Below are 23213 nucleotides of genomic sequence, written 5' to 3'. Positions count from 1 at the left end.
ATGATTGAAACATTGATAAGCCAGGCTGAATCAGATTGCAGAGAACAGCATCAATTAGTAAATACCATTGTGGAAACAAACCAGAAAAGAGTTCTTGATGCATTTATTAAAAACAGAATCAGTGACAGCCATTTTCAGTCCACGAGCGGATACGGATATGATGATCTAGGACGAGAAGCATTGGAAGCAGTTTATGCGGATGTTTTTGGAGGTGAGGACGCACTGGTGAGACCCCAGATTGTTTCCGGAACACACGCAATTACGACAGTGTTGTTCGGTCTTTTGCGTCCGGATGATGAACTGATTTATATTACAGGAAAGCCTTATGATACGTTAGAGGAAGTAATTGGAAAGCGTGGAAGCAATACAGGCTCATTACGTGATTTCCAGATTAAGTATCATGAAGTTGCGTTAAGGGAAGATGGTTATGTGGATTATCCGCAAATTAAAAATTCCATTAATGAGCAAACGAAGGTCATTGGAATCCAGCGTTCGAAAGGATACGATAGCAGACCATCTTTTACGATTGATGAAATCGGAGAAATGGTCCGATTTATTAAAGAAATAAATAAAGACATCATTATTTTTGTCGATAATTGCTATGGAGAATTTGTTGAAGTTAAGGAACCGCTTCATGTTGGTGCTGACATTATCGCTGGTTCGTTAATTAAAAATCCAGGTGGGGGCATCGTAAGGGCGGGCGGTTATATTGTAGGTAGTCATGAGCTGATTAACCAATGTGCAAACCGACTCACTGCTCCGGGTCTTGGCAAAGAAACCGGCGCCACACTTAACATGCTTCAAGAAATGTATCAGGGATTTTTCCTCGCACCCCATATCGTCGGGGAAGCACTTAAAGGAGCCATACTAACAGCAAGATTTCTGGAATTGACTGGGTTTACCACCTCTCCAGGGTACATGGAAAAACGTACAGATTTAATCCAGTCGGTGACTTTTGAGGAAGCTGATCAAATGATAGCGTTTTGCCAGGCGATACAGCAAAATTCTCCCGTGAATTCCTATGTGACCCCATATCCGAGTGAAATGCCTGGATATGAAGATAAAGTCATTATGGCTGCTGGAACTTTCATACAAGGTGCCAGTATCGAGTTGTCCGCCGATGGGCCGATTAGGGAACCGTATACTGCATTTGTGCAAGGTGGACTTACATATGCCCATATCAAAATCGCATTGCGGGAATCTGTCAAAATGTTACTGGAAAGAGGTTTCCTCAAAAGATAAAAAGGGTACACCTTTATAGTCAGAAGATGTCATAAAATTATATGTGAGATAAGCTAACATATGATTGACATATAACCTTACATAATTTATAATTTATTTTAACAAGTAAGAAATGATATACTTCCTTACTTGCATAAGTGGAACGAAGGCACTTGCTCAAAGGCTTAGACAGTTGCCAAGTTTTCTAATCAAGTACGAGGGGGTTATTTTTTGAATGATCAGGATCGTCGTTCGATGCCCTTGTTCTCAATCGGTACCGTTATGAAGTTGACTGAACTGACGGCCAGACAAATTAGATATTATGAAGAAAATGAACTGATTACACCAGAACGAACTTCCGGAAATCAGCGTTTATTTTCCTTCAATGATGTTGACAAGCTACTTGAAATTAAAGATCTGCTTGATAAAGGTCTGAATATGGCCGGCATAAAACTCTTGCTCGCAGAAGAAATAAAAGTAGAAAAAAGTAAAGTGAGCAATTCCGATTTATCCGACAAGGAGCTAAGGTCAATTTTGCGAAATGAACTAAATGAGGCTGGCAGATTGGGAAGAACAAGTTTAAGACAGGGTGAACTTTCAAGATTTTTTGTTAATAATGGATAAAGTATTAGAAAAACAAACCTTCATCAATCATGTAAGGCAGCGTTTTTCTGAATTAAATACTTATTAAAAATTTTAGGAGGAAACGGAATGGGAGAGAAATTTACAAGAGAAGCAATCATTCAACAAATTAAAGAGGAGAATGTAAGGTTTATCCGCTTGCAGTTTACGGATATGCTGGGCAATATCAAAAACGTGGAAATCCCTCTAAGCCAACTTGATAAAGCGTTGGACAATAAAATGATGTTTGACGGTTCCTCCATCGAAGGATTTGTGCGTATTGAAGAATCGGATATGCATTTATACCCTGACCTAGATACATTTGTAGTATTTCCGTGGACATCTGAAAAAGGTAAAGTAGCACGTTTTATCTGTGATATTTACAATCCGGATGGCACTCCATTTGAAGGTTGCCCAAGATATAACTTGAAACGTAACTTGAAAAAAATGGAAGAGCTTGGATTTGATGCTTTTAATATTGGAACCGAACCTGAATTCTTCCTATTTAAACTGGATGAAAAAGGAAATCCGACGCTTGAATTGAATGACCATGGTGGATATTTCGATTTGGCACCTACTGATTTAGGTGAAAATTGCCGCCGTGATATTGTTCTTGAACTTGAAGAAATGGGCTTTGAAATTGAAGCGTCTCACCATGAAGTTGCTCCAGGACAGCACGAAATTGACTTTAAATATTCGGATGCCGTTAAGCATGCAGATGATATTCAAACGTTCAAACTCGTCGTAAAAACAATCGCCAGAAAGCATAATCTGCACGCGACATTTATGCCAAAACCATTGTTCGGTGTGAACGGGTCAGGAATGCATGTGAACATGTCCTTGTTCAGAAATGGAGAAAATGCATTTTTCTCTGAAAATGGAGAAATGCAATTGAGTGATACAGCGTTCAGTTTTCTTGCGGGAGTTCTAAAGCATGCGACAAACTTTACGGCTGTAACGAACCCGATAGTTAATTCATATAAGCGTCTGGTACCTGGATACGAAGCTCCGTGCTACGTTGCGTGGTCTGGTTCTAACCGTAGTCCTTTAATCCGAGTACCTAGCTCCAGAGGCATCAGTACTCGTATTGAGGTGCGCAGTGTGGATCCTGCCGCAAATCCATACATGGCATTGGCTGTATTGCTGGCTAGTGGGCTAGATGGTGTACAGAACAAAATGGAAGCACCGGAGGCAATTGATCGTAATATTTATGTAATGGATAAAGCTGAACGTGAAGCAAATGGCATTCAGGATCTGCCATCAACCCTTATGGAAGCTTTAAATTTATTACAGAAGGATGAAATTATGGTGGAATCTCTAGGGGAGCATTTATTTGAACACTTTATCGAAGCAAAAGAAATTGAGTGGGATATGTTCCGTACTACTGTACATCCGTGGGAACGTGAGCAGTATTTGACGAATTACTAAGCTTGGTGTGATAGGGTTTGTGCTGGGGGTGCTATCCATAATTAGTGACTATTTAATTGATCCACTCCCAAATCACCCCCAAAAAAGAGTAAAAAAATTTATTTTAAAATATCGTCCAGATATGCTTCAAATTGGGCGGTATTTTTTTGTTCCATTTTATTTGAAACATGGCAATAGACGTCGGCCGTAATTTGATAGCTTCCATGTCCTAATCTCGTTTAAACATATTTCATATCAGCACCCGATGAAGTGAAATAATTACGTGAATCTAAAAACTTTTGAATTAAATGTCGTTGTTTTAATAATCTGAAAATATTTACTATTTGTTATTGACATATAAAACAAAATAATATAATCTATTAATTGAGAACAATACTACTGTTAACAATTCGAAAATTCAAAATAAAGGAGACGAATTACAAATTAAAAACTTTAAAATATAAAGAAGGTGATGGTGACAAATTCCTTATATTTGAAACCTAGATAATAGGGGTTTTATATTAGGTTTTAAGTTTAAAAATATGAATATTAGATATTAAGAATGATATAGGGGTAGATAACATTGGAAATTTGGAAAAAGCCTAAACGCCCACAAAGTCTTCGTAATCAAGTGATAGAACAAGTTGTCTATGCAATTGCAAATGGACATTTAAAACCTGGAGAAAGAATTGTAGAGGCTGAACTTGCTCAAGCATTAGATATAAGCCGTGGACCGGTTCGTGAAGCCTTGAGTACACTGACGCAAGAAGGTTTAGTTAATAATATACCTTATAGAGGTACGTTTGTAATGGATCTAAATCATAAAGAAATATGGGAAGTATGTACTCTACGGGCGACTCTTGAAGAATTTGCTGTTAGAAGAGTCATTGAGTTTTTTAAAGAGGAAACTATGGAAAGGCTCTGGTCTCATTATGATGAGTTAGTAGAAACAGTGAGATCATGTAATGCGCTGAATATTGCAGAAATGGATATGAATTTTCATGAACAACTTGTTCGTGCAGCTGAACATGAATATTTGTATAGAGCCTGGAGTCCGCTGAAATACCGTGTTTTGGTCTATTCATCTTTTACTATTGAGAAACGTTATAAAAATTATGATTCATTAATTCAATTGCATGCAGACTTAATCCGAACGATAGAAGAAGGTGATGCAAATATAGCAGCAAGTGAAATTAAAAAACATATCCACGAATCTGGAGAGGAATTATTACGGCACATAAAGGTAGTTGAAGAGAATAATCCTATATAGTTTTATTATATTTTTCTTATGAATCAGATAAGTGGAATTAAATTGAGAGTCGTAGCATCATCTGTTTATCAATTTTTAAGCTTAATGAAAGCGCTTGAAAAATATGAATGATTAGTTATCAATGTCTTGGAAAGTTCGCTTATTAATTTAAGACATTTAAGGTAATTAAAAAAATTAGAAAACTGAGTTGAAGTTAAAGTTGTCGTTAAGAAGAATAATCTAGAATAGCAATGTTGAAATATATCTTATTAATTAGAGGTGAAACTATGTCAAACAGTAAAGTGGATCAACGTCGACTCGGTATTACAAAGAGAGATGAGTTAATAGTTGAAACAACACAGGATTTAAACATAACTTGGAATGCTGGTGTTAAAGGAGAAAAAATTTGGATGGGAAGTATCGTAGCAGAACCAGGTGCCGAATCTGCAGCACTCCATCATAATGAATCTGATACCGCCCACTATGTATTGAAAGGAAAGGCTCTTCTATTATATGGTGGAAACTTTGAAGTGTCTGTAGAAGTTAATGAGGGAGATTTTATTCATATACCACCTTACCATCCGTATATCTATAAAAACTTAAGTAGTAACGAAACGCTTGAGTTTGTCACCTTCATGGTTCCATCTATCCAAGTGGTATACGTTGATACAGACGAAAAGGTCGAAATTCCTCAAAGTACTGAGGGGGACCAAGGAATTTCGATAGTTAAAGCATCAGAATTAGACGATTCAACTAACCAAACACGAAACATGCCGAGAAGAACCGGCATTCAATCGACTAACTTTTGGATTGGACGTGTAACAGGTCATCCCGCGATGGATTCGGGGGCACACACTCATGGTATTGCTGAAACAGGTGGTTTCATAATCAGCGGTAAAACTCGGATTCTTTTCGGAGATGATTATGAGGAGTATGAAGAATTTGGTCCTGGGGACTTTGTGCGTGTACCCCCGTTCTTGCCACATATTGAACGTAATGAAAGTGACACTAATACAGTTGAGTTTGTTACGGCCAGGAACCCCGGTAATATTGTTATCAATCTTGATGATTAATGATAAAGGAACGCTGCAATTTCATAAGATAATTTAAAGGGGTGGAACAATGAATAAAAATGAAACCTTAAAAATTGAGGGCTTTGAGGCAGTTGAATATTTTTCGGGTAAGAATGGACGCATAATGGTAGGAAACTCACTCACTTCCTTTGAAAAGGGACTTTGGACAAATGATGTTGTCCTTGGAGCCTCTTTTGCCGGTGTTCCGACTGGAGTTCTTCCTTTACGCCAAGGTGCCAAAGGATGGATTGCCCATGAAGCTGGACCTGGAAAAGATGAAGCGGGCATTGGTGGGCTTATGATTGCGGATGAATATAGCGTCCCTGCTGCAGCAATCGCTACAATGGAAGCTCGTGTTGGTGATGGAGCGACATTGCTTACTGGGAGTGTAAGCCGTTGTAATAATGCTGCAAAAGCATTAGGAGTAACTCCAGGGCAAAGTGGTGAGGAGGCCGCACACCTTATGCTTAAAGGAAAACCCGGAAGACAAATTGATCTTAGTAATCGGGTGGACGAAGAAACGCATAGTGTAGATACACCAGATGGCAAAGTCTGCTTGTGTTGGTCTACATCCCGTGTTGTAGGAGAACATCCAGACGACGTATTCTGCGTGGCTTCGCACGGTGGAAAAACGATGGCGCTTTATGCATTGGAGATTAATCCGAAGGGAGTAATTTGCAATGACGCAGGAAAAGGGAAGGACAATTCAGGGGTTGAAGGACTGTGGGAATTAGATAACCACGGAATTATGGCTGCTACGGTTTCTACGGATTCAGCACGCATCGGGTATCCGATGGAAACATATGAAAACGGTGTTATTTCCGCCGTGAATAAAACTGCTGAAGCAAAAGGAATACAAGTCGGACAAACAGCAAAAGAAGCTGCGAAGCTAATGTTAAAATCATAGGGTTATGAAAATATAAAAATTTAGCTAAGCTGACAATAATCTTTCTATGAATTGAAAAGATTATTATTAAAAACCATCATTCCATGAAATAATAGCAGGTTAATAAAAAGGAGAGTTTATATGGTTAACGTATCCCGAATCTCACGACCTTTACCACATATCGAAGAAAATAAATTGTATGGCCCGTATTTTAAAGGACTTCAAGAAAACAAGTTAATGGTACAGAACTGTACTGAATGCGGGCACGTTCAGTGGCCGCCACGGGATTTTTGTTACAAATGCCAAGGTAATTCATTAGATTGGAAGGAAGTACAACAATCTGGAAAAGTTTTCACCTATTCTATTATGTATCGGGCATTTGATCCGTGGTTTAAAGACAAGCTCCCATATGCGGTTGTCGCTGTCGAGTTAGAGGATGGAGTTCGAATGTTGGGAAGTTATTTTGCTGATGATGTGGAGTCAATAGAGGTAGATATGCCAATGAAGGCATCCTTTAATCATGAGAATAAAGACGTATCGGTATTAACCTGGGTAAAAGATAATACTAAATAATTGCGCAAATATGGGGGTGTTAAGAATGGGGAATATAACAGATAAGGCTGTGGTACTTGGAATTGGTGAAACGGAGTATGTGAGAGGAACAGATAAGAGTGAAAAACAGCTTATTTTAGAAGCAGCAAAATTAGCTTGTGATGATGCTGGGATTGAATCACAATCAGTAGATGGTGTAATTATGGCTGTGAAAAAGGACAAACCTACCAATGAGGATTTTATTGGAGCGTTGGGAATCCGTGATTTGAAATTCCATTCTCATATACACATAGGTGGAGCAAGTTCTGTGTCCGGGGTAATGCAAGCAGCCGGACTAATTGCTGCTGGTATAGCTGAAAGGGTGATTGTAGCAACAGGATGGACGGGTTATTCTGGAACTGTAAAATCTGATCCATCGGAAAGATTGGTACGTATGCCTGCGACAGAAATCCGGAGAGATTTAGAGTTTCCAGCAGGACTTTTAGTACCAATACAATGGTATAGTACGCAAGCCACTCGCTATTTTCATGAAACAAAAGCGGATCCAAAGGGAATGGAGACAATTGCGCTAACGACTCGTGAACATGCTCATTTAAATCAAAACGCAGTAATGGGAGGAAGACCGTTAACGAGTGAGCAGTATCGTTCTTCACCAATTTTGGCATCGCCATTTCATTTATTTGACATTAGTTTGCAAACAGATGGAGCAGCAGCAGTTCTCGTTACAAAAGCAGGAATAACTGGAAATCATAAACCAGTTTATATAGCAGGAGGTGCCGAAGGGCATGCCGATGTGCCTGATGATATAACTAGTCGCCCTGATATGCTCCATATGGGAATTTCTAAGGCGGCTCCTCGTGCGTTAGAAATGGCAGGTGTTACTCTAAATGAGATAGATTTTGCCGAAATCTATGATTGTTTTACAGTTACAGTTCTTCGGCAGCTTGAAGAAATCGGATTTTGTGCGAGAGGAGAGGCCCCGGATTTTGTTAAAGATGGTCGTATCTCTCTGGGGGGAGAACTGCCAGTAAACACTCATGGGGGCTTGTTATCTCAAGCACACGTCCTAGGAATGAACCACGTTGTGGAGACTGTCAGACAACTACGAGGTGACGCTGGTAAAGCCCAGGTTAAGGATGCTCATATTGGTCTTGTTACAGGCTATGGCGACTTCGGTGATGGCTCCATAAGCATTTTACACAATTAAGAAGTATTGTATCATTCAAAAAAAGGAGCAATATAGAAAAATAATTAATATAAGTTAGGACTTTCTGAAGAAGGTCAAAACGCTGCCATTTTTAGTAATATAACAAAAAAGATGGAAGTGCTCCCTATTTCAAGGAGGTAAAAAATGAATTTTCAATTGACGGAAGAACAATTAGCTTGGCAACAAGAAGTTCGTAGTTTTATAAAAGAAAATGTGACACCAGAACTTCTTGCTGAAGTTAAAGAAAATGACGATAAACAACCTGGTCCATTGGAAAAAGCCTATTTACAAAAAGTTATTAAAAAAGGTTGGCAAGGACTGAATTGGCCAAAAGAATATGGTGGTTTAAATAAGAGTGCCATTGACAGACTTATTTTTATTGAAGAAATGCGATACAATCATGCTCCTGATCAGGAGCTGAAGTTTATGGAATATGCTGCAAACGCCATTATAAAAAAAGGTACAGAGGAAAATAAAAAAACATGGTTACCTAAATTTATGAATGGTGAAATCATACCATCTATGAGTTATTCTGAGCCTGATTCAGGGACAGATCTTGCCAGTCTTCGTACCCGTGCGGAACTTGACGGGGATGAATGGGTAATAAATGGTCACAAAATTTGGAATACGAGAGGTCACCGTGCGACACATCAATGGTTGGCTGCTCGAACAGACCTAAATGCTCCTAAACACAAAGGCATTTCCATCTTTGTTGTTCCTATGAATACTCCTGGTATTACAGTAGTCGAGATAAAAACTTGGGATCACCGAGTAAATGAAGTGTTTTTTGAAAATGTACTTATTCCAAAAGATTTTCTAATAGGAGAAATGAATCAAGGCTGGAATATTATCACCTCTGCACTCAATACGGAACGCTTTACTATAGGCATAGGTTCACATATTTGGCGGCTATATGACGAATTAGTAGAATATTGTAATCGAACAGAGCGTGACGGAGAGTTATTAATTAATCGATCTGAGGTAAAACAACGACTTTCTGAGCTTAAAATGGAAATTGAAATAGCACGCTTATTCAGTTTTAAAGCTGCTTGGATGCAGGATGTTGGTCAGGATATTTCTTCATTTTCATCTATGTCTAAAATCTATACTACAGAATTGTCTGCAAGAGTTGTGGACTATGCAACTCAGATATTTGAATTATATGGTCAGTTGAATGATGACGAAACGGATCCTCTCTATAAGACAATTGCAGGATTCTACCGTGCAGTACCGCTGCGTCGCTTTGGGGGAGGAACTAATGAAGTCATGCGAAATATAGTAGCACAACGTGGCTTGAGTCTGCCACGTAAATAAGATGTTTTAAATATGGTTTGGTTTAAAGGGGGTATCATTTTATGGATTTGAATTTTACGGAAGAACAATCCATGTTGCAAAAAACAGCTCGAAATTTCTTTGAAAAGGAATTTACGTTTGATTTAGTGAATGAAGAACAGCATTCCATTATCTCGAAGCATTCAGCGGATGTGTGGAAGAAGATATCTGATATGGGATGGCTAGGTGTTGTAATTGATGAACAATATGGTGGTATTGGCGGCTCGCTGTTTGATTTGGGGATTATTTATGAAGAAGCTGGAAGGGCATTACTTCCGACAACATTTTATAGCACCGTTTATGCATCCCTGCTGATTGAACAACTTGGTAATGAGGAGCAGAAGGAATCAATTCTCTCACAGATTGTTGAAGGCAGCATAATGGGTACCATCGCATTTGCCGAGCCTGACGCTATAAACAAACCTGAATACTTTCAAACTACGGCGAAGAAATTACAGGATCGTTGGGTACTGAATGGAACAAAAGCATTTGTTAGCAATGCAGATACAGCTGATATAATCCTAGTCATCGCTCGTAAAGAGGATGATTCGAGGGGCGAAGGTCTCATGACTTTTATTGTCCGTCCAGAAGACCACGGTGTAACCTTAAAGTCGATGAACACATTTGGAAATGACTCTCAAAGTGTAGTGAATTTTAATAATATTGAGTTAGATGATAGCAAAGTATTAGGAGACGGTATTGAACAGACCGAAACGATAGCCCAAAGTATTGAGATTGCTAGAAAAAAAGCAACAGCGTTACAATGTATGGAGATGGCTGGTGGTGCACGAAAAGTTTTGGATATGACTGTCGATTATGTCTCTGAACGAAAACAATTCGGCGTTCCTATAGGAAGTTTTCAGGCAGTTCAGCATCATTTAGCAAATATGCTAGCAGAAGTAGAAGGTTCGCAATTAGCAAGTTATCAAGCAATATGGATGCTATCTGAAGGGTTAGAAGCAGAACAGGAGTTAGCTATTGCGAAAGCGTTTGTGAGCGAGACATATAAATCAACCACATTAATGGCACACCAACTATGGGCTGGTATGGGATTTGCATTAGACTCTGGATTGTATCTGTATTCAAATCGTTCGAAAGCAACAGAGTTATCATTTGGTACGTATGATTATCATCTAAAAAGACTTTCTGAACTGATTACACCTGTAAAAGAAACATTGAAAGTGAAATCAGAGAATAGCAATCTATATAGAAACACTATTTTCAGAAAAATCGATATATATGATGTGTAAAAAAATATTGAAATCAGAATAAATTTCAATATTATATATTTAAATAACTTATAAATATCAAAACTATCAATACGGAGGGATTATAATGTCATTAATAGTTGAGAAGAAAAATCATATTTTATACGTTACAATCAATCGTCCTGAGGCCATGAATTCATTAGCTCCCGAAACAAAAGATGAGTTACATGCAACCTTCGATGAATATAATAAAGACGATTCGTTAAGAGTTGCGATTCTAACTGGAGCAGGCGATAAAGCCTTCTGTGCAGGAGCAGATTTAAAAAAGTTGGTTCCTAAGATGTCGAGTGGTGAACGTCCTATAGAAGTTAGTGACCAACGTTGGTTTTCAAATGTATATAAGCCGATCATCACTGCAGTAAACGGCTGGTGTTTAGCAGGTGGAGTAGAAATGATGAATGGGACAGATATTAGAGTTGCAGCGGAACATGCCCGTTTTGGTTTATCAGAAGCTAAATGGTCACTTTATCCGGCAGGTGGCTCGGTAGTTAGATTAGTTAGACACTTACCATGGGCTCGTGCAATGGAAGTCATTTTAACAGGAGATCACTTTACTGCTCAAGAAGCTTATGAGATGGGATTAATTAATAAGGTTGTCCCTAAAGAGAAGTTAATGGAAACTGCTGAAGAATACGCTGAAAAAATTGCCAATAATGGTCCACTTGCTGTTCGAGCGATAAAAGAAATGGCTATTCGTTCTCTGGATTTACCTATGAGTCAAGCATTTTACTGGGATTCTTATCTATCCGCCAGAATATTCAGTACAGAGGATGCAAAAGAAGGACCTAAAGCCTTTGCAGAGAAGCGAAAACCTAACTTTAAAATGAAATAAATAGCAACCATTGAAAAAAGTTGATGTTGGAGAATGGGGAAGTATCTTTGGACAGAAGAGAGAATATATAATCAATACTTACCAAGGATTATTGATTATCCCGAATTTCCAGTTGGGGCAATTTTGAAAGATAGTGCAAATCATTTTAGTAGTCATGCTGCCTATATTTATGAAGGCCATAGAATTACGTTTGAAAAACTCAATCATAAATTAGTTCTTTTTGCGAATGCACTGCACATAACGGGCCGCTTGCTGTTCGAGCGATAAAAGAAATGGCTATTCGTTCTCTGGATTTACCTATGAGTCAAGCGTTTTACTGGGATTCGTATTTATCTGCCAGAATATTCAATACAGAGGATGCAAAAGAAGAACCGAGGGCCTTTGCTGAAAAACGTGAGCCAAACTTTATTGGAAAATAAAATACAATCGTTAATATAAAGTCTGGATGAAAGTAAAATAGTAGGTGGAATTGAAGGTATTGTGAAAGCAGTTAACAGCTTTGGAATTGCCAGCAAAAAAAGCAACAAGTATTACAGTGTATGAAAATGGTTGGTGGTATGCGGAAGGTATTAGAAATGACAGTCAAGTATGTATCCGTATGGGAACAATTCGAAGTTAAATTTGAAGTTTTCAAGCAGTTAAACATCATTTAGCATTCTATAAAGGCTCAAAATTATCATCTTATCAAAGGTTATGGTTACTATCTGAGGGACTATGAACTGATCAAGATGGCAATTGCCAGGGCATTTACGAGTGAAGCATACAAATCGGTAACAATTATTGCACATATGATTACTGCTTAAACGAACCCTTTGAATGGGTTAATTCTTAAAACTATAATGTAACCCGTTGCTCGGTTAAAGAAAGAGTTATGTCGTAATGAAAATCCAAACTTTATCGAGAAAGAAGTAATTGACTGTTAAAATGGTACCACATCCAAATTGGAATTCCATTTTATAGTTACTAATTACCACTAAAAGTACATTCAATATATTTAAGATTAATATAGGGTGGGAGATAATTATGAATTATGGGAATGTCCATTCAGGTCTAAGAGTTCATGCGAAAAACAAACCTAATGAAATTGCGGTTGTGTATGGTAATGAGTCTTTGACGTTTCGCGAACTTTATCATCGTGTAAGTGTTTTAGCAAATGCTTTATTAGATATGGGCGTTGAAAAAGGAGATCATATTGCTATTTACATGCGAAATCGTTTAGAGATGGTAGAGATTCTCTATGCAATTTCTGTTTCTGGCGCAGTGGCAGTCCCGATAAATTATATGGTAGAAGGTAGGAACCTTTCTGAACTTGTTAATAAATCAGATGTAAAGTATATGTTTGTGGAAATAGAACAGTTGCAGAAGTTTGAGCAGACTATGGAACAATTTAATGAGATCAGTCCTACAGCAACCATTGTCATAGGTTCTCAATCGGACAAACCTTTTGTTCAATATGAGGAACTTATAAAGAGTTATTCAAATATAGAACCTCAAGTTGAAGTAAATTCTAACGATTTATTTGCTATTCTTTTTTCATCGGGGACAACATCAAGCCCTAAAGGTAGCATGATTACACATGGTAAACAAATATATCGTACTATTCGTTCTGCAGTTTTCTGGGATATAACTATTAAAGATACGATGCTGATTACAGTGCCTATATACCATTCAACAGGTTTTATTCTTGTATTTAGAACATGTATCTTAGGATCTAAAATAGTAATTACACGTGATTTCAATCCAGAAAAAACACTACAAGTAATCGAGGATCAACAAATTTCTCAGTCCTTTTTCGTCCCTACTCAATATAGCAGAATGTTACAAGTTTCTTCATTTGATCAATACAACTTGTCGTCATTAAAATTATTACTTTCAGCTGGTGCACCTGCATCGAAAGAACTGAAAATACAGATTGTAAACAAGTTTAAGTGTGATTTTTTAGAGTTTTTTGGTTCGACAGAAGCTGGAACCTATATTATGTTACAACCTGATAAGGTGTTAGAAAAAGCATCTAGTATTGGGCAACAGATTAGTGACATGGAAGTTCGCCTTATTGATGAAGATGGGAATGATGTTAAGGTCGGAGAAGGGGGTGAATTTGCTATTCGTGGTCCAATTATGTTTGACGGTTACTATAAACTTCCCGAGGAGATGGAAAAATCCTTTATAACTGATGGTTGGTTCCGTACTGGTGATATGGGAAAAATGGATGATGATGGATTCTATTATCTGCTTGATCGCAAGAAAGATATGATTATCAGTGGTGGAGTAAATGTTTATCCAAAAGATATTGAACAAGTAATTAATTTACATGATGCTGTTTTGGAATCAGCGGTTGTTGGTACACCAGATCATAATTGGGGAGAAGTACCAATGGCTTACGTTGTTTTAAAAAAGGGACGAGAGATATCAGAACAAGAAATTATTGAATACTGTAATCAAAACTTAGCAAAGTACCAACAAATTAAAAAATTAGATTTTCTACCGTCGTTACCCCGCAATCCATCAGGTAAAATTTTAAAATATGAATTGAGAAGAAGTCCAGAAATAAATGTGAAGTATTAAATGCCATAAAATCATTACTTTATTAGTATATGGGCAATATAATTTTCCTGATTTATTGATTATTCATAAATAATTAAACGGAGAAAGAGGTTGATGTTTTTATGAAGAACTTAGAAAACAAGGTTGCAATAGTAACAGGTGCAGGTCGCGGAATTGGACGTGAAATTGCAATTTTAATGGCAAAGGAAGGTGCAAAAGTCGTTGTAAATGATCTCGGTGGTGGAGTCGATGGAGAAGGTAATGATACAAAAGTAGCTGATGAAGTCGTCGGAGAAATTGAAGCTGCCGGTGGTGTTGGAGTAGCGAATTATGATTCTGTAGCACAGTATAATGACGCAGAAGGAATCGTTAAGACTGCAATTGATACTTTTGGTCAAATTGATATCGTTGTCAATAATGCAGGCAATCTAAGGGACCGTATGATTTTTAAGATGAGTGAACAAGAATGGGATGCTGTTATATCTGTCCATTTGAAGGGGGCTTTTAATGTAACGAGGGCCGCTGCTCCATTTTTCAAAGAACAAAAAAGTGGAAGATTTATTAACATGACTTCAACATCAGGACTGATAGGTAATATTGGTCAAGGAAACTACGCCGCTGCAAAATTAGGTATTTGGGGACTGACAAATGTGACTGCATTAGATATGGCTCGATACAATGTAACAGCAAACGCAATTGCTCCATTTGCTTGGAGTCGCCTCGTTGGTACAATCCCAACAGAAAGTGATGAAGATCAGGAAAGAGTTGAAAGAAGTAAGAGATTATCTCCAGCTCATATTGCGCCTCTAGTTGCCTACTTGAGTTCTGAAGATGCCGCTGATGTAACATCTCAAATTTTTGGTGTTAGAGGAAAAGAAATCATGGTATTTTCTCAACCCCGTCCGATTCGGTCTGTTTATAATTCGGATGGCTGGACAGTGGAAAAAATTGCTTCTATTAAGGGTGCACTTAAATCTAGTTTTACACCACTTGAAGTGAGTGCAGATGTATTTCCGTATGATCCGTTAGCTTGAGAACTTGATACTGTCATTAAAGGGGATGAAAATATGTCAAACGTAAAGGAGTTAATTGGAATAGAGTATGACCCTTATAGCTTTGAAGTTGAAAAAGGTAAAATAAAAGAATTCGCAATGGCAATAGGAGATGATAATCCAATATATTATAATCTCGAATCTGCCCAAATTGAAGGCTTCAAGAGGATTCCAATACCGTTAACTTATCTAACAGTCATTGATTTATGGGGAGGTTATGGCTTTCAAGAAAAAATGGAGAAACTCAAACTAAACGTAACAAATATATTACATGGTGAACAGGAATATGAATTTTTAAAAGACGTTTATGCAGGTGATATTTTAACAGTCACTGCAAAGGTTACAAAAGTTGAAACGAAAAAAGGAACTTTAGGTGGTATGGATTTAATAACAACTGAGAGCAAGTACACTAATCAAAATGGGGAGTTGGTAGCGATATCAAAAAATGTCTTAATCCAATTGCATTAATTTAGGAGGAGTATAAATGTATTTTGAGGAAATAAAAGTAGGCCACAGTTTTCCGAATATAAAAAAGGAAGAGATTACTAGAATCCAATTAGTAAAATATGCAGGTGCTTCAGGAGATTTTAATCCTCTGCATACCGTGGAAGAAGCTGGTGAACAGGCTGGAACAGGAATCATAGCCCATGGAATGCTTATAATGGGGATGACTGCTCAAGGAATAACCAGTTGGATTCCAAGAAAATATGTAAAAAAATTAAATGTTCGATTTAAGAAAATGACCTTTCCAGGTGAAGTGATTCAGATTAGCGGAAGAGTGTTAGAAAAAAAAGAAAATAAATTGGTGGTCTGTGAAGTGTTTGCTAAAAATAGTGAAGGTGAAGTAAAGGTTTCGGGTACATTTGAGGCAATACTCCCTTCAAAGGAAAAAGTTAGTTAGGAGGGGAAAAGGTGAAGGGTATTATTTCATATGGAGCTTATATCCCATACAACCGACTACAACGGAGTAGAATAAAAGAGTTCTTTGGAACATCAGGATTAAGTGGGGAGAAATCAGTAGCTGGCTATGATGAGGACAGTGTTTCTATGAGTGTCGAAGCAGCTATCGATTGTTTGCAAGGATTTAATGCAGAACAAATAGATTCAGTATTTTTTGCGACAACTACAGGTCCCTACACAGAGAAGTCTTCGATTCCTACGATTTCAAAAGCACTTGATCTTCGTGCTGGTGTAAAGGGAATTGAAGCAGCGCAATCTTTGCGAGCAGGATCGTCTTCATTACTTGTAGCGTTAGATCAAGAAGGAACTACACTTGTATTAGCATCAGATCATCAATTGAGTGGTCCAGGGGGTACTAATGAACAGCTTTTTGGAGATGGTGCTGTTTCGTTTATTGTAGGAACCGGGGAAGATGTGATTGCAAAAGTTGTTGATACTACTAGTGTGCAAGTAGAAATCATAAAACAATGGCGAAATGAAGGAGATCCATTTGTACAAAACTGGGAGGATAGGTTTGCTTCTTCAGTCTACACAACAAAAATATATGAATCGGTATTGGAATTTCTAGATAATAATAATCTATCAATTTCTGATATATCTAAAGTCGCTATTTCTGCACCTGGAACAAAAGGTTATTTGAAAATTGCCAAAAGTCTGGGAGTGAGTAAAGAACAAATTCAGGATCCATTATTTGACCAAGTAGGTCAAACTGGAAGTTCTCATTCAGGCTTAATGCTAATATCTGCCCTCGAAGAAGCAAAGCCGGGGGATACCATATTAGTTGTAAATTTTGCAGAAGGAACGGATATTATGTTGTATCAAGTAACAGATTCTATTGCAAAATTGTCCAAACGTAGAGGAGTCAGGGATTATATAGAAGTTAAAAATAATGAACTTTCATATGCAGACTACCTTAAGTGGAAAGAAATTATCAAAATGGAACCGCCAAGAAGACCAGCTAAGGAACGACCATCAGCACCAGCTTTGTATAGAAATTACGACCAAAATTTGGGGTTTTATGGTTCCAAATGTCAAGTATGTAATACCCCGCAATTCCCGAAGCAACGAGTTTGTGTCGAATGTCAAACTAAGGATAAAATGGAAGACTATCGTTTCTTCGGACGTACTGCTGAAATCGTTACTTTTACTCTAGACTACCTTGCACCTACACCAGCGTCTCCAGCGCTTGTGGCTGTTATTGACTTCGAGGGTGGGGGCCGCATAATTTCTGAAGTCACCGATTGTGACCCAGCAGAAATTAAAATTGGCATGGACGTAGAATTAACTTTCCGTCGTCTTTACGAAGCTGGGGGTATTCATAATTACTTTTGGAAAGTTAGACCCAAAAGATAAAAGGAGCTGTAAAAGATGGGTAAACAAGGTATACGAGATAGGGTAGCCGTTGTTGGTATGGGTTGCACTCGTTTTGCAGAACATTGGGATAAAAGTGTTGATGATCTACTCGTTGAAGTAGCATATGATGCGCTAGATGATGCAGGTATTTTGCCTACTGATATAGAGGCTGCTTGGTTAGGAACTATGAATTCTGGTGTTGCGGGAATTACACTATCTGGGCCATTAAAAACTAAATATATTCCGGTAACAAGGGTTGAAAATATGTGTGCGACAGGATCAGAAGCTTTTAGAAATGCTTGTTATGCTGTTGCATCTGGTGTATTTGATGTGGTACTGGCTATCGGGGTTGAGAAACTGAAGGATTCGGGTTATAGCGGACTTGTTAGTAATAGACCTCCTTCCGATGGTACCTCACCAAACATTACAGCGCCTGCAAGTTTTTCATTTCTTGCTCCCGCTTATTTTAATAAATATGGACTTGATCCCAAACAAGGAAAGAAAGTATTATCACGAATTGCCTGGAAAAATCATAAAAATGGTTCTTTAAATCCAAAAGCACAATTCCGTAATGAAGTCTCATTAGAACAAATTGAAAAATCACCCATAATTGCTTCCCCATTAGGGATTATGGACTGTTCTGGAGTAGCGGATGGGGCTTCAGCTGCAGTTATTGTTAGGAGCGAGGATGCTCATAAATATCGAAAGTATCCAATGTATGTGAAAGCGCTGTCAACTGTAGCTGGTCCTGGAGATGGACGAATCAAGCAAGACTTTGATTTCACTTCTATTCGTGAAAATATTGTAGCTTCTAATGCAGCTTATAAGGAAGCTGGTATAGAGAATCCGAGAGAGGAAATAGACATGGCTGAAGTACATGATTGTTTTACACCGACTGAACTCGTTATTTATGAGGACCTGGGTTTTAGTGAACGAGGACAAGCATGGAAAGACGTACTGAATGGTGATTTTGATCTGGATGGAAGACTTCCGGTAAATCCTGATGGTGGTTTAAAGTCATTCGGTCACCCAATTGGGGCAACCGGATTACGGATGTTGTATGAAATGTATCTTCAATTCCAAGGTAAAGCAGGAAAACGTCAGCTTGATAATCCAAAGATAGGGCTTACCCATAATCTTGGAGGAAACCCATGGCAGTGTGTATCTTTCGTCTCAATTGTCGGTAAAGAGATTTCTTAAGACGATGTGACATATACCTATGTAGAAAAAGTTATTATTGAAGAATAAATAATTTAAAATTAAAACCAATTTTAAGAAAGATTAGATTGTACTTTAAGTGACATATAATACAGATATATTCCGACTTATTGGAAGGATTATTTTATTTAAACAATGGAGGTTAACTAGATGGATATATCATATTCCAAGGAACATGAAGAATATAGAGAAAAGGTACGTCACTGGTTACTGGATAATATTCCGGAAAGTAATAATGGTAGGTACACGTATCAACAACGATTGGATTGGGAGAAAGTTTTATTCAATGGAGGATATTCTGCTACCACATGGCCTCCCGAGTATAATGGACAAGGGAAGGATCAGGTATTTCAGGTAATATTTAATGAGGAAAGTGCCAGACTAAACTCCCCGCGTGGAGCAAATTTTGTAGGAAAAGTAATAGTTGGACCGACCTTACTTGAATTCGGTACAGAGAGTCAAAAGAATCGTTATTTATCTAAAATAGCTAGCGGGGAGGAAAATTGGTGTCAGTGTTTTTCTGAGCCAAATGCAGGTTCTGATTTAGCCTCTCTACGTACAAAAGCAGAGTATAAAAATGGAAAGTGGATAATAAATGGTCAAAAGATTTGGGCAAGTAATGCTAAGTTTGCAGATTACGGTATTTTACTAGCAAGGACTGATAGTGATGCACCTAAGCACAAAGGAATAACTCTTTTTATCTTACCAATGAATACGGAAGGTATTACCATCAACTCATTAAAGCAAATGAGTGGAGAAGAGGATAGTTTCTCAGAAGTGTTTTTTGACGATGTAGTTCTTGAAGGTGACTGTGTAGTTGGTGGAGTGAATAATGGTTGGAACGTGGCCATGAGAGCATTCTCTTATGAACGGGGTGGAGACACCATTGAGAAGGCAGCTGCATTTCATCAAGAATTACTAGACTTGATTGAAATATCAGGAGAGTTGGAAAGTAAAAATGATAGAACAATTAAAAGTAGTTCATATTTTAGACAGAATATTGCGAAGATGTATACAGAGGTTATGGTTTTAAAATACCTGGGTCTGAAATCAGTTAATAAATTAATTAATAATGAAAAAATCACAACTGAATCTTCAGTTAACAAGTTATATTGGAGTGAGTACCACAAAAGATTTGGGGAACTTGCAATGGAAGTTTTAGGTTGTGAATCCCCGTATTGGGGAGAAGAAGATGTAAAATGGGGGGCATTTCATCATATCTTCATCAAGTCGCGATCTGAGACAATTTACGCGGGTACCTCTCAAATACAAAAAAACATTATTGCAGAGAGAATATTAGGTATGGAGAGGTAATGAATTTAATGTATAGACCCAAAAATAATAATGATACAAAAGGAGAAGGCAAATGAATTTTGATTATACAAATGATGAAAAAATCTTACAAGCATCCGTTAATAGAATGTTTAAAGAATATGTTTCTATAGATAAAGTAAGAGGATTCTTAGAAAACGGTAATTTACCAGATTCACTCATAGAGATCCTTTCTTCTCAAGGGTTATTAAGTACTATCAGTTGGGAAGAAAAATCAGAATCAATTGAAGGTATTACGTATGCTGTTTTAACCTCAATAGAAGCTGGAAGGGTTTTGTTACCATTTCCACTCTTAGAGAATTCAGTTGCATCATACATTTTACAAAAATACGGCTCGAATAGTATATATGAAGAAATATTAACCTGTGAAGAGTTATGTACAATTGCTTGGGAATCTTATAACGGAAGTATGCGAAAAAGCCATGAGGGCTTTCAATTAACTGGGAAATACTCGTTCGTTCCATTTGCAGAAAATGTTAATTACATGTTAACCAAAGTAGAGCTTGAAGGTAACAATGATGCGATTGCTATTGTTAATTTGAGTGACGATAGTGTATCCGTAAAGAAAAGAAATTCAATAGACGAAACATACCCTCTTTACGATGTGATATTAAGTGAATACAATGTCACAACTGAAAACCTTTTAATTAACAATGATGAAGAAAGTAGTATTCACAAGGATATTGAGACTCTTGGAAGAATATTAATTTGCGCTGAAATGGTTGGTCTTAGTGAGGAAATTCTCAATAAAACTGTTGCCTATTCGAATGAAAGAAAACAGTTTAATCAATCAATCTCAAAGTTTCAAGCATTAAAACATATGGCTGCTGAATCTTATTTATTATTGGAAGGAAGTAAAGCGGCTTTAGATTATGCTACAGCTGTAATCGATTCTAATGAGGATGAGGATATAGTTAAAATAACTTCTATAGTTAAATCCTATGTATCCGACGCTAGTAATGAAATTACAGGAACAGCAATTCAAATGCACGGAGGAATTGGTTACACATGGGAAAGCGACGTCCATCTCTATTTCAAGCGATCAAGGAGAAGTGCAACTATGTTAGGCGATGTTTATTTTCATAGAGAATTAATCTCCCGCTTATTACTGGATGAGAAGGTTAAAGTTTCTATTTAAGTCCTAAAAAAGTAGATTACTATTGAAGTTGTAATGCTAATAAACCTTATCTTCAGGGATATAAGAAAACTTAACTTATCTATTGTTTTTAGTAATAGATAAACCCACCTACTATGTATTTCTCTGGAAGTATTAACTTAGATTCTACTTTTTCTACTAGGATAACTACGTGAATGGGAGAATTACTGTTGAATTCAAAAATAAGGAGGGAAATAATATGCTTTTGAAAAAACAATCGGTATTAACTAGCTGTTTAATATTATTATTTTTAATTTTATCAGGCTGTAGCTCTGCGTCAGAAGGTGTAGGTTCAGAAACTAGTAATAATACGAGTGGCCAAAAGGGTATAGAAGTTAATAATGATGTAATCAGACTAAAGCTAGCAACATGGAATTCAGCAGAGACTTTTCTTGTTACGGAATTTCTAGAACCTTTTATGGAAAGGGTAACCGATTTAACTGAGGGACAGGTTCAGTTTGAGTTTTATCCTGGTCAACAACTTGGGAATGCTGCTGACTCATTAAGAATGGTGCAAAGCGGGATAGCAGACATTTCCCATTTCACTCCTCCTTTTACGCCATATGAAATGCCTTTATCAGTGATGTTAAGTAGTATGCCTGGATTATACGAAACAACTACCCAAGGTGCAAAAGCTTATAATAAAGTAGCACGACAAGAGCCGATATTTGAAAATGAATTTTTAAATCATGGCGTAAGACCTTTGTCTCTGGCTTTTATTCCTGTATACGACATGATGACGGACGGGAAAGAAGTTAAAGTTCCAGAGGATTTGAAAGGATTAAAAATAAAAGCGACGGGTGATATTTTTAGTGGAATGGTTACCGACCTCGGAGCTACTCCAGTATCATTAAGTCCATCTGATTTCTATACTGCTTTTAATACAGGGGTTGTAGATGCGTTTCATTTTCCTTATGCTTCTGCAGAAAAATATGGAATTCTTGAATTGGTAGAATATGCAGTACTAGGTCTTAATATGGGGTCTACAGTAGAAGGATTAATTATAAATGAAGAGGTATATCAAAGTTTACCATCAGACATTCAAGAAATTCTTCTTCAAGAAGGTGAAGAGTTAGGGATTAAATTGACTGAATATCAAGAGTCCCTAAATTTTGAAATTTTCCAAGATTTAGTGGAATCGGAAGGGGTTACCACACATGAATTAACAGAAGATGAAAAGGATCAGTGGAAGAACTATTATGACGAATTTAATAGATCTTGGATTGAGAAACTAGATAATGAGGATGCAAAAAAAGTGTTGGAAATGTTTCAGAAAGAAGTAGAAAAATAAACATGTGAAGTCCATCTTTAAAAAATACTGGAAAAAGTGAAGAGAAAATGATGTCACTCGTTGAAACAATAAAATTCATGAAAGTATCTTCGAGTGACTTTGTTTTTTATTTTGCTAGGGAGGGCGGACATGAATCTGTTAAATAGATGGCTAGATAAGATTGATGACTATTTGACTTATATATCTGCGGGAACTATTTTTTTGATGATGTTCTGGATTTTTGCGGATGCTTTTATGAGATATGCTTTTAATAACGCAATTGCTGGGACAATGGAGTTAACTGGAGAATATTTATTGGTTATTATTGTTTACTTTGCTATTAGTTACACACAGAAACATAACGGCCATGTAAATGTTAATTTTCTATATCGTAAATTTTCAAAAAGTACAAAGAGGGTTGTCGGGCTGATTAGTAATGTATTAACTTTAACTGTTCTTGTTATTTTAGGCATAGAAAATTTTCATGAAGGACTGAGATATCTTACAAATAATATACAGTCTATTGGACCACTTAAAGTTCCCTTAGCTCCTGCTTTGATGATCATTACTTTAGGCATTTTTATACTGTGTCTACGCCTAATAATTGATTCAATTAATATAATACGAAATAAAAAGGAATTTGAGTAATAGCCTGCCTTACAAGTATTTAAATTACAGGG

General features: G+C 37.2%; 23 protein-coding genes. All 23 read left to right on the top strand.

Going from position 1 to position 23213, the window contains the following annotated elements:
• The 23 genes from MN204_RS03510 (at nt 1) to MN204_RS03400 (ending at nt 23181) form a co-directional block, all read left to right on the top strand.
• Nucleotides 1-1242, top strand: coding sequence for a methionine gamma-lyase family protein (locus MN204_RS03510; RefSeq protein ID WP_249869705.1), 1242 nt, complete (start codon nt 1-3; stop codon nt 1240-1242).
• Nucleotides 1243-1476: 234 nt separating this feature from the next.
• Nucleotides 1477-1845 carry a MerR family transcriptional regulator gene (locus MN204_RS03505; RefSeq protein ID WP_249870225.1) on the top strand — a complete coding sequence of 123 codons (369 nt, stop codon included), beginning with the start codon at nt 1477-1479 and terminating at the stop codon, nt 1843-1845.
• Nucleotides 1846-1932: 87 nt separating this feature from the next.
• Nucleotides 1933-3270, top strand: a complete 1338-nt coding sequence (gene glnA / locus MN204_RS03500; RefSeq protein ID WP_249869704.1) for a type I glutamate--ammonia ligase — start codon at nt 1933-1935, stop codon at nt 3268-3270.
• 562 nt (nt 3271-3832) lie between these two features.
• Nucleotides 3833-4519, top strand: coding sequence for a GntR family transcriptional regulator (locus MN204_RS03495; RefSeq protein WP_249869703.1), 687 nt, complete (start codon nt 3833-3835; stop codon nt 4517-4519).
• A gap of 266 nt (nt 4520-4785) precedes the next feature.
• The gene (locus tag MN204_RS03490) at nt 4786-5571 is read left to right on the top strand and encodes a cupin domain-containing protein (RefSeq protein WP_249869702.1); all 786 of its coding nucleotides are present in this window, start codon (nt 4786-4788) and stop codon (nt 5569-5571) included.
• A 49-nt stretch (nt 5572-5620) separates the two neighbouring features.
• Entirely contained in the window at nt 5621-6478 is an 858-nt protein-coding gene (locus MN204_RS03485) for a hypothetical protein (protein WP_249869701.1), read from the top strand.
• A 120-nt stretch (nt 6479-6598) separates the two neighbouring features.
• Nucleotides 6599-7030, top strand: coding sequence for a Zn-ribbon domain-containing OB-fold protein (locus MN204_RS03480; protein WP_249869700.1), 432 nt, complete (start codon nt 6599-6601; stop codon nt 7028-7030).
• Nucleotides 7031-7055: 25 nt separating this feature from the next.
• Complete coding sequence (locus tag MN204_RS03475; RefSeq protein WP_249869699.1) at nt 7056-8216, top strand: thiolase C-terminal domain-containing protein; 1161 nt, start codon at nt 7056-7058, stop codon at nt 8214-8216.
• Between the two features lie 144 nt (nt 8217-8360).
• The gene (locus tag MN204_RS03470) at nt 8361-9530 is read left to right on the top strand and encodes an acyl-CoA dehydrogenase family protein (RefSeq protein ID WP_249869698.1); all 1170 of its coding nucleotides are present in this window, start codon (nt 8361-8363) and stop codon (nt 9528-9530) included.
• Between the two features lie 41 nt (nt 9531-9571).
• Nucleotides 9572-10798: an acyl-CoA dehydrogenase family protein gene (locus MN204_RS03465; RefSeq protein ID WP_249869697.1), complete on the top strand. Its 1227-nt coding sequence runs from the start codon at nt 9572-9574 to the stop codon at nt 10796-10798.
• 85 nt (nt 10799-10883) lie between these two features.
• A complete protein-coding gene (locus MN204_RS03460; RefSeq protein WP_249869696.1) occupies nt 10884-11648 on the top strand; it encodes an enoyl-CoA hydratase/isomerase family protein in 765 nt (254 codons plus the stop codon).
• Between the two features lie 33 nt (nt 11649-11681).
• Nucleotides 11682-11915, top strand: coding sequence for a hypothetical protein (locus MN204_RS03455; RefSeq protein WP_249869695.1), 234 nt, complete (start codon nt 11682-11684; stop codon nt 11913-11915).
• Nucleotides 11916-11920: 5 nt separating this feature from the next.
• Nucleotides 11921-12067 carry a hypothetical protein gene (locus MN204_RS03450; RefSeq protein WP_249869694.1) on the top strand — a complete coding sequence of 49 codons (147 nt, stop codon included), beginning with the start codon at nt 11921-11923 and terminating at the stop codon, nt 12065-12067.
• A 604-nt stretch (nt 12068-12671) separates the two neighbouring features.
• Nucleotides 12672-14213 carry a class I adenylate-forming enzyme family protein gene (locus MN204_RS03445; protein WP_249869693.1) on the top strand — a complete coding sequence of 514 codons (1542 nt, stop codon included), beginning with the start codon at nt 12672-12674 and terminating at the stop codon, nt 14211-14213.
• Nucleotides 14214-14314: 101 nt separating this feature from the next.
• Complete coding sequence (locus MN204_RS03440) at nt 14315-15226, top strand: SDR family NAD(P)-dependent oxidoreductase (RefSeq protein ID WP_249869692.1); 912 nt, start codon at nt 14315-14317, stop codon at nt 15224-15226.
• A gap of 33 nt (nt 15227-15259) precedes the next feature.
• Nucleotides 15260-15712, top strand: a complete 453-nt coding sequence (locus tag MN204_RS03435) for a MaoC family dehydratase N-terminal domain-containing protein (RefSeq protein WP_249869691.1) — start codon at nt 15260-15262, stop codon at nt 15710-15712.
• Between the two features lie 16 nt (nt 15713-15728).
• On the top strand, nt 15729-16145 hold the full coding sequence (locus tag MN204_RS03430) for a MaoC/PaaZ C-terminal domain-containing protein (protein WP_249869690.1): 417 nt from the start codon (nt 15729-15731) through the stop codon (nt 16143-16145).
• A gap of 11 nt (nt 16146-16156) precedes the next feature.
• Entirely contained in the window at nt 16157-17557 is a 1401-nt protein-coding gene (locus MN204_RS03425; RefSeq protein ID WP_249869689.1) for an OB-fold domain-containing protein, read from the top strand.
• A 15-nt stretch (nt 17558-17572) separates the two neighbouring features.
• Complete coding sequence (locus MN204_RS03420) at nt 17573-18757, top strand: acetyl-CoA acetyltransferase (RefSeq protein WP_249869688.1); 1185 nt, start codon at nt 17573-17575, stop codon at nt 18755-18757.
• 168 nt (nt 18758-18925) lie between these two features.
• On the top strand, nt 18926-20089 hold the full coding sequence (locus MN204_RS03415) for an acyl-CoA dehydrogenase family protein (protein ID WP_249869687.1): 1164 nt from the start codon (nt 18926-18928) through the stop codon (nt 20087-20089).
• A gap of 52 nt (nt 20090-20141) precedes the next feature.
• On the top strand, nt 20142-21245 hold the full coding sequence (locus tag MN204_RS03410) for an acyl-CoA dehydrogenase family protein (RefSeq protein ID WP_249869686.1): 1104 nt from the start codon (nt 20142-20144) through the stop codon (nt 21243-21245).
• A 217-nt stretch (nt 21246-21462) separates the two neighbouring features.
• Nucleotides 21463-22554 carry a TRAP transporter substrate-binding protein gene (locus tag MN204_RS03405; RefSeq protein ID WP_249869685.1) on the top strand — a complete coding sequence of 364 codons (1092 nt, stop codon included), beginning with the start codon at nt 21463-21465 and terminating at the stop codon, nt 22552-22554.
• Between the two features lie 129 nt (nt 22555-22683).
• Nucleotides 22684-23181, top strand: a complete 498-nt coding sequence (locus MN204_RS03400; RefSeq protein ID WP_249869684.1) for a TRAP transporter small permease — start codon at nt 22684-22686, stop codon at nt 23179-23181.
• The last annotated feature ends 32 nt before the right edge of the window (nt 23182-23213 follow it).

The sequence above is a fragment of the Oceanobacillus saliphilus genome (assembly GCF_023522835.1).
GTDB lineage: Bacteria > Bacillota > Bacilli > Bacillales > Amphibacillaceae > Oceanobacillus > Oceanobacillus saliphilus.
This window is presented reverse-complemented; position numbering and strand designations above follow the sequence as displayed.

What these genes read in the sequence shown, in the direction of transcription:
- MN204_RS03510 (WP_249869705.1), top strand. Translation starts at nt 1, where the DNA reads ATGATTGAAACATTGATAAGCCAGGCTGAATCAGATTGCAGAGAACAG.
- MN204_RS03505 (WP_249870225.1), top strand. Translation starts at nt 1,477, where the DNA reads ATGCCCTTGTTCTCAATCGGTACCGTTATGAAGTTGACTGAACTGACG.
- glnA (WP_249869704.1), top strand. Translation starts at nt 1,933, where the DNA reads ATGGGAGAGAAATTTACAAGAGAAGCAATCATTCAACAAATTAAAGAG.
- MN204_RS03490 (WP_249869702.1), top strand. Translation starts at nt 4,786, where the DNA reads ATGTCAAACAGTAAAGTGGATCAACGTCGACTCGGTATTACAAAGAGA.
- MN204_RS03485 (WP_249869701.1), top strand. Translation starts at nt 5,621, where the DNA reads ATGAATAAAAATGAAACCTTAAAAATTGAGGGCTTTGAGGCAGTTGAA.
- MN204_RS03480 (WP_249869700.1), top strand. Translation starts at nt 6,599, where the DNA reads ATGGTTAACGTATCCCGAATCTCACGACCTTTACCACATATCGAAGAA.
- MN204_RS03475 (WP_249869699.1), top strand. Translation starts at nt 7,056, where the DNA reads ATGGGGAATATAACAGATAAGGCTGTGGTACTTGGAATTGGTGAAACG.
- MN204_RS03470 (WP_249869698.1), top strand. Translation starts at nt 8,361, where the DNA reads ATGAATTTTCAATTGACGGAAGAACAATTAGCTTGGCAACAAGAAGTT.
- MN204_RS03465 (WP_249869697.1), top strand. Translation starts at nt 9,572, where the DNA reads ATGGATTTGAATTTTACGGAAGAACAATCCATGTTGCAAAAAACAGCT.
- MN204_RS03460 (WP_249869696.1), top strand. Translation starts at nt 10,884, where the DNA reads ATGTCATTAATAGTTGAGAAGAAAAATCATATTTTATACGTTACAATC.
- MN204_RS03455 (WP_249869695.1), top strand. Translation starts at nt 11,682, where the DNA reads ATGGGGAAGTATCTTTGGACAGAAGAGAGAATATATAATCAATACTTA.
- MN204_RS03450 (WP_249869694.1), top strand. Translation starts at nt 11,921, where the DNA reads ATGGCTATTCGTTCTCTGGATTTACCTATGAGTCAAGCGTTTTACTGG.
- MN204_RS03445 (WP_249869693.1), top strand. Translation starts at nt 12,672, where the DNA reads ATGAATTATGGGAATGTCCATTCAGGTCTAAGAGTTCATGCGAAAAAC.
- MN204_RS03440 (WP_249869692.1), top strand. Translation starts at nt 14,315, where the DNA reads ATGAAGAACTTAGAAAACAAGGTTGCAATAGTAACAGGTGCAGGTCGC.
- MN204_RS03435 (WP_249869691.1), top strand. Translation starts at nt 15,260, where the DNA reads ATGTCAAACGTAAAGGAGTTAATTGGAATAGAGTATGACCCTTATAGC.
- MN204_RS03430 (WP_249869690.1), top strand. Translation starts at nt 15,729, where the DNA reads ATGTATTTTGAGGAAATAAAAGTAGGCCACAGTTTTCCGAATATAAAA.
- MN204_RS03420 (WP_249869688.1), top strand. Translation starts at nt 17,573, where the DNA reads ATGGGTAAACAAGGTATACGAGATAGGGTAGCCGTTGTTGGTATGGGT.
- MN204_RS03415 (WP_249869687.1), top strand. Translation starts at nt 18,926, where the DNA reads ATGGATATATCATATTCCAAGGAACATGAAGAATATAGAGAAAAGGTA.
- MN204_RS03410 (WP_249869686.1), top strand. Translation starts at nt 20,142, where the DNA reads ATGAATTTTGATTATACAAATGATGAAAAAATCTTACAAGCATCCGTT.
- MN204_RS03405 (WP_249869685.1), top strand. Translation starts at nt 21,463, where the DNA reads ATGCTTTTGAAAAAACAATCGGTATTAACTAGCTGTTTAATATTATTA.
- MN204_RS03400 (WP_249869684.1), top strand. Translation starts at nt 22,684, where the DNA reads ATGAATCTGTTAAATAGATGGCTAGATAAGATTGATGACTATTTGACT.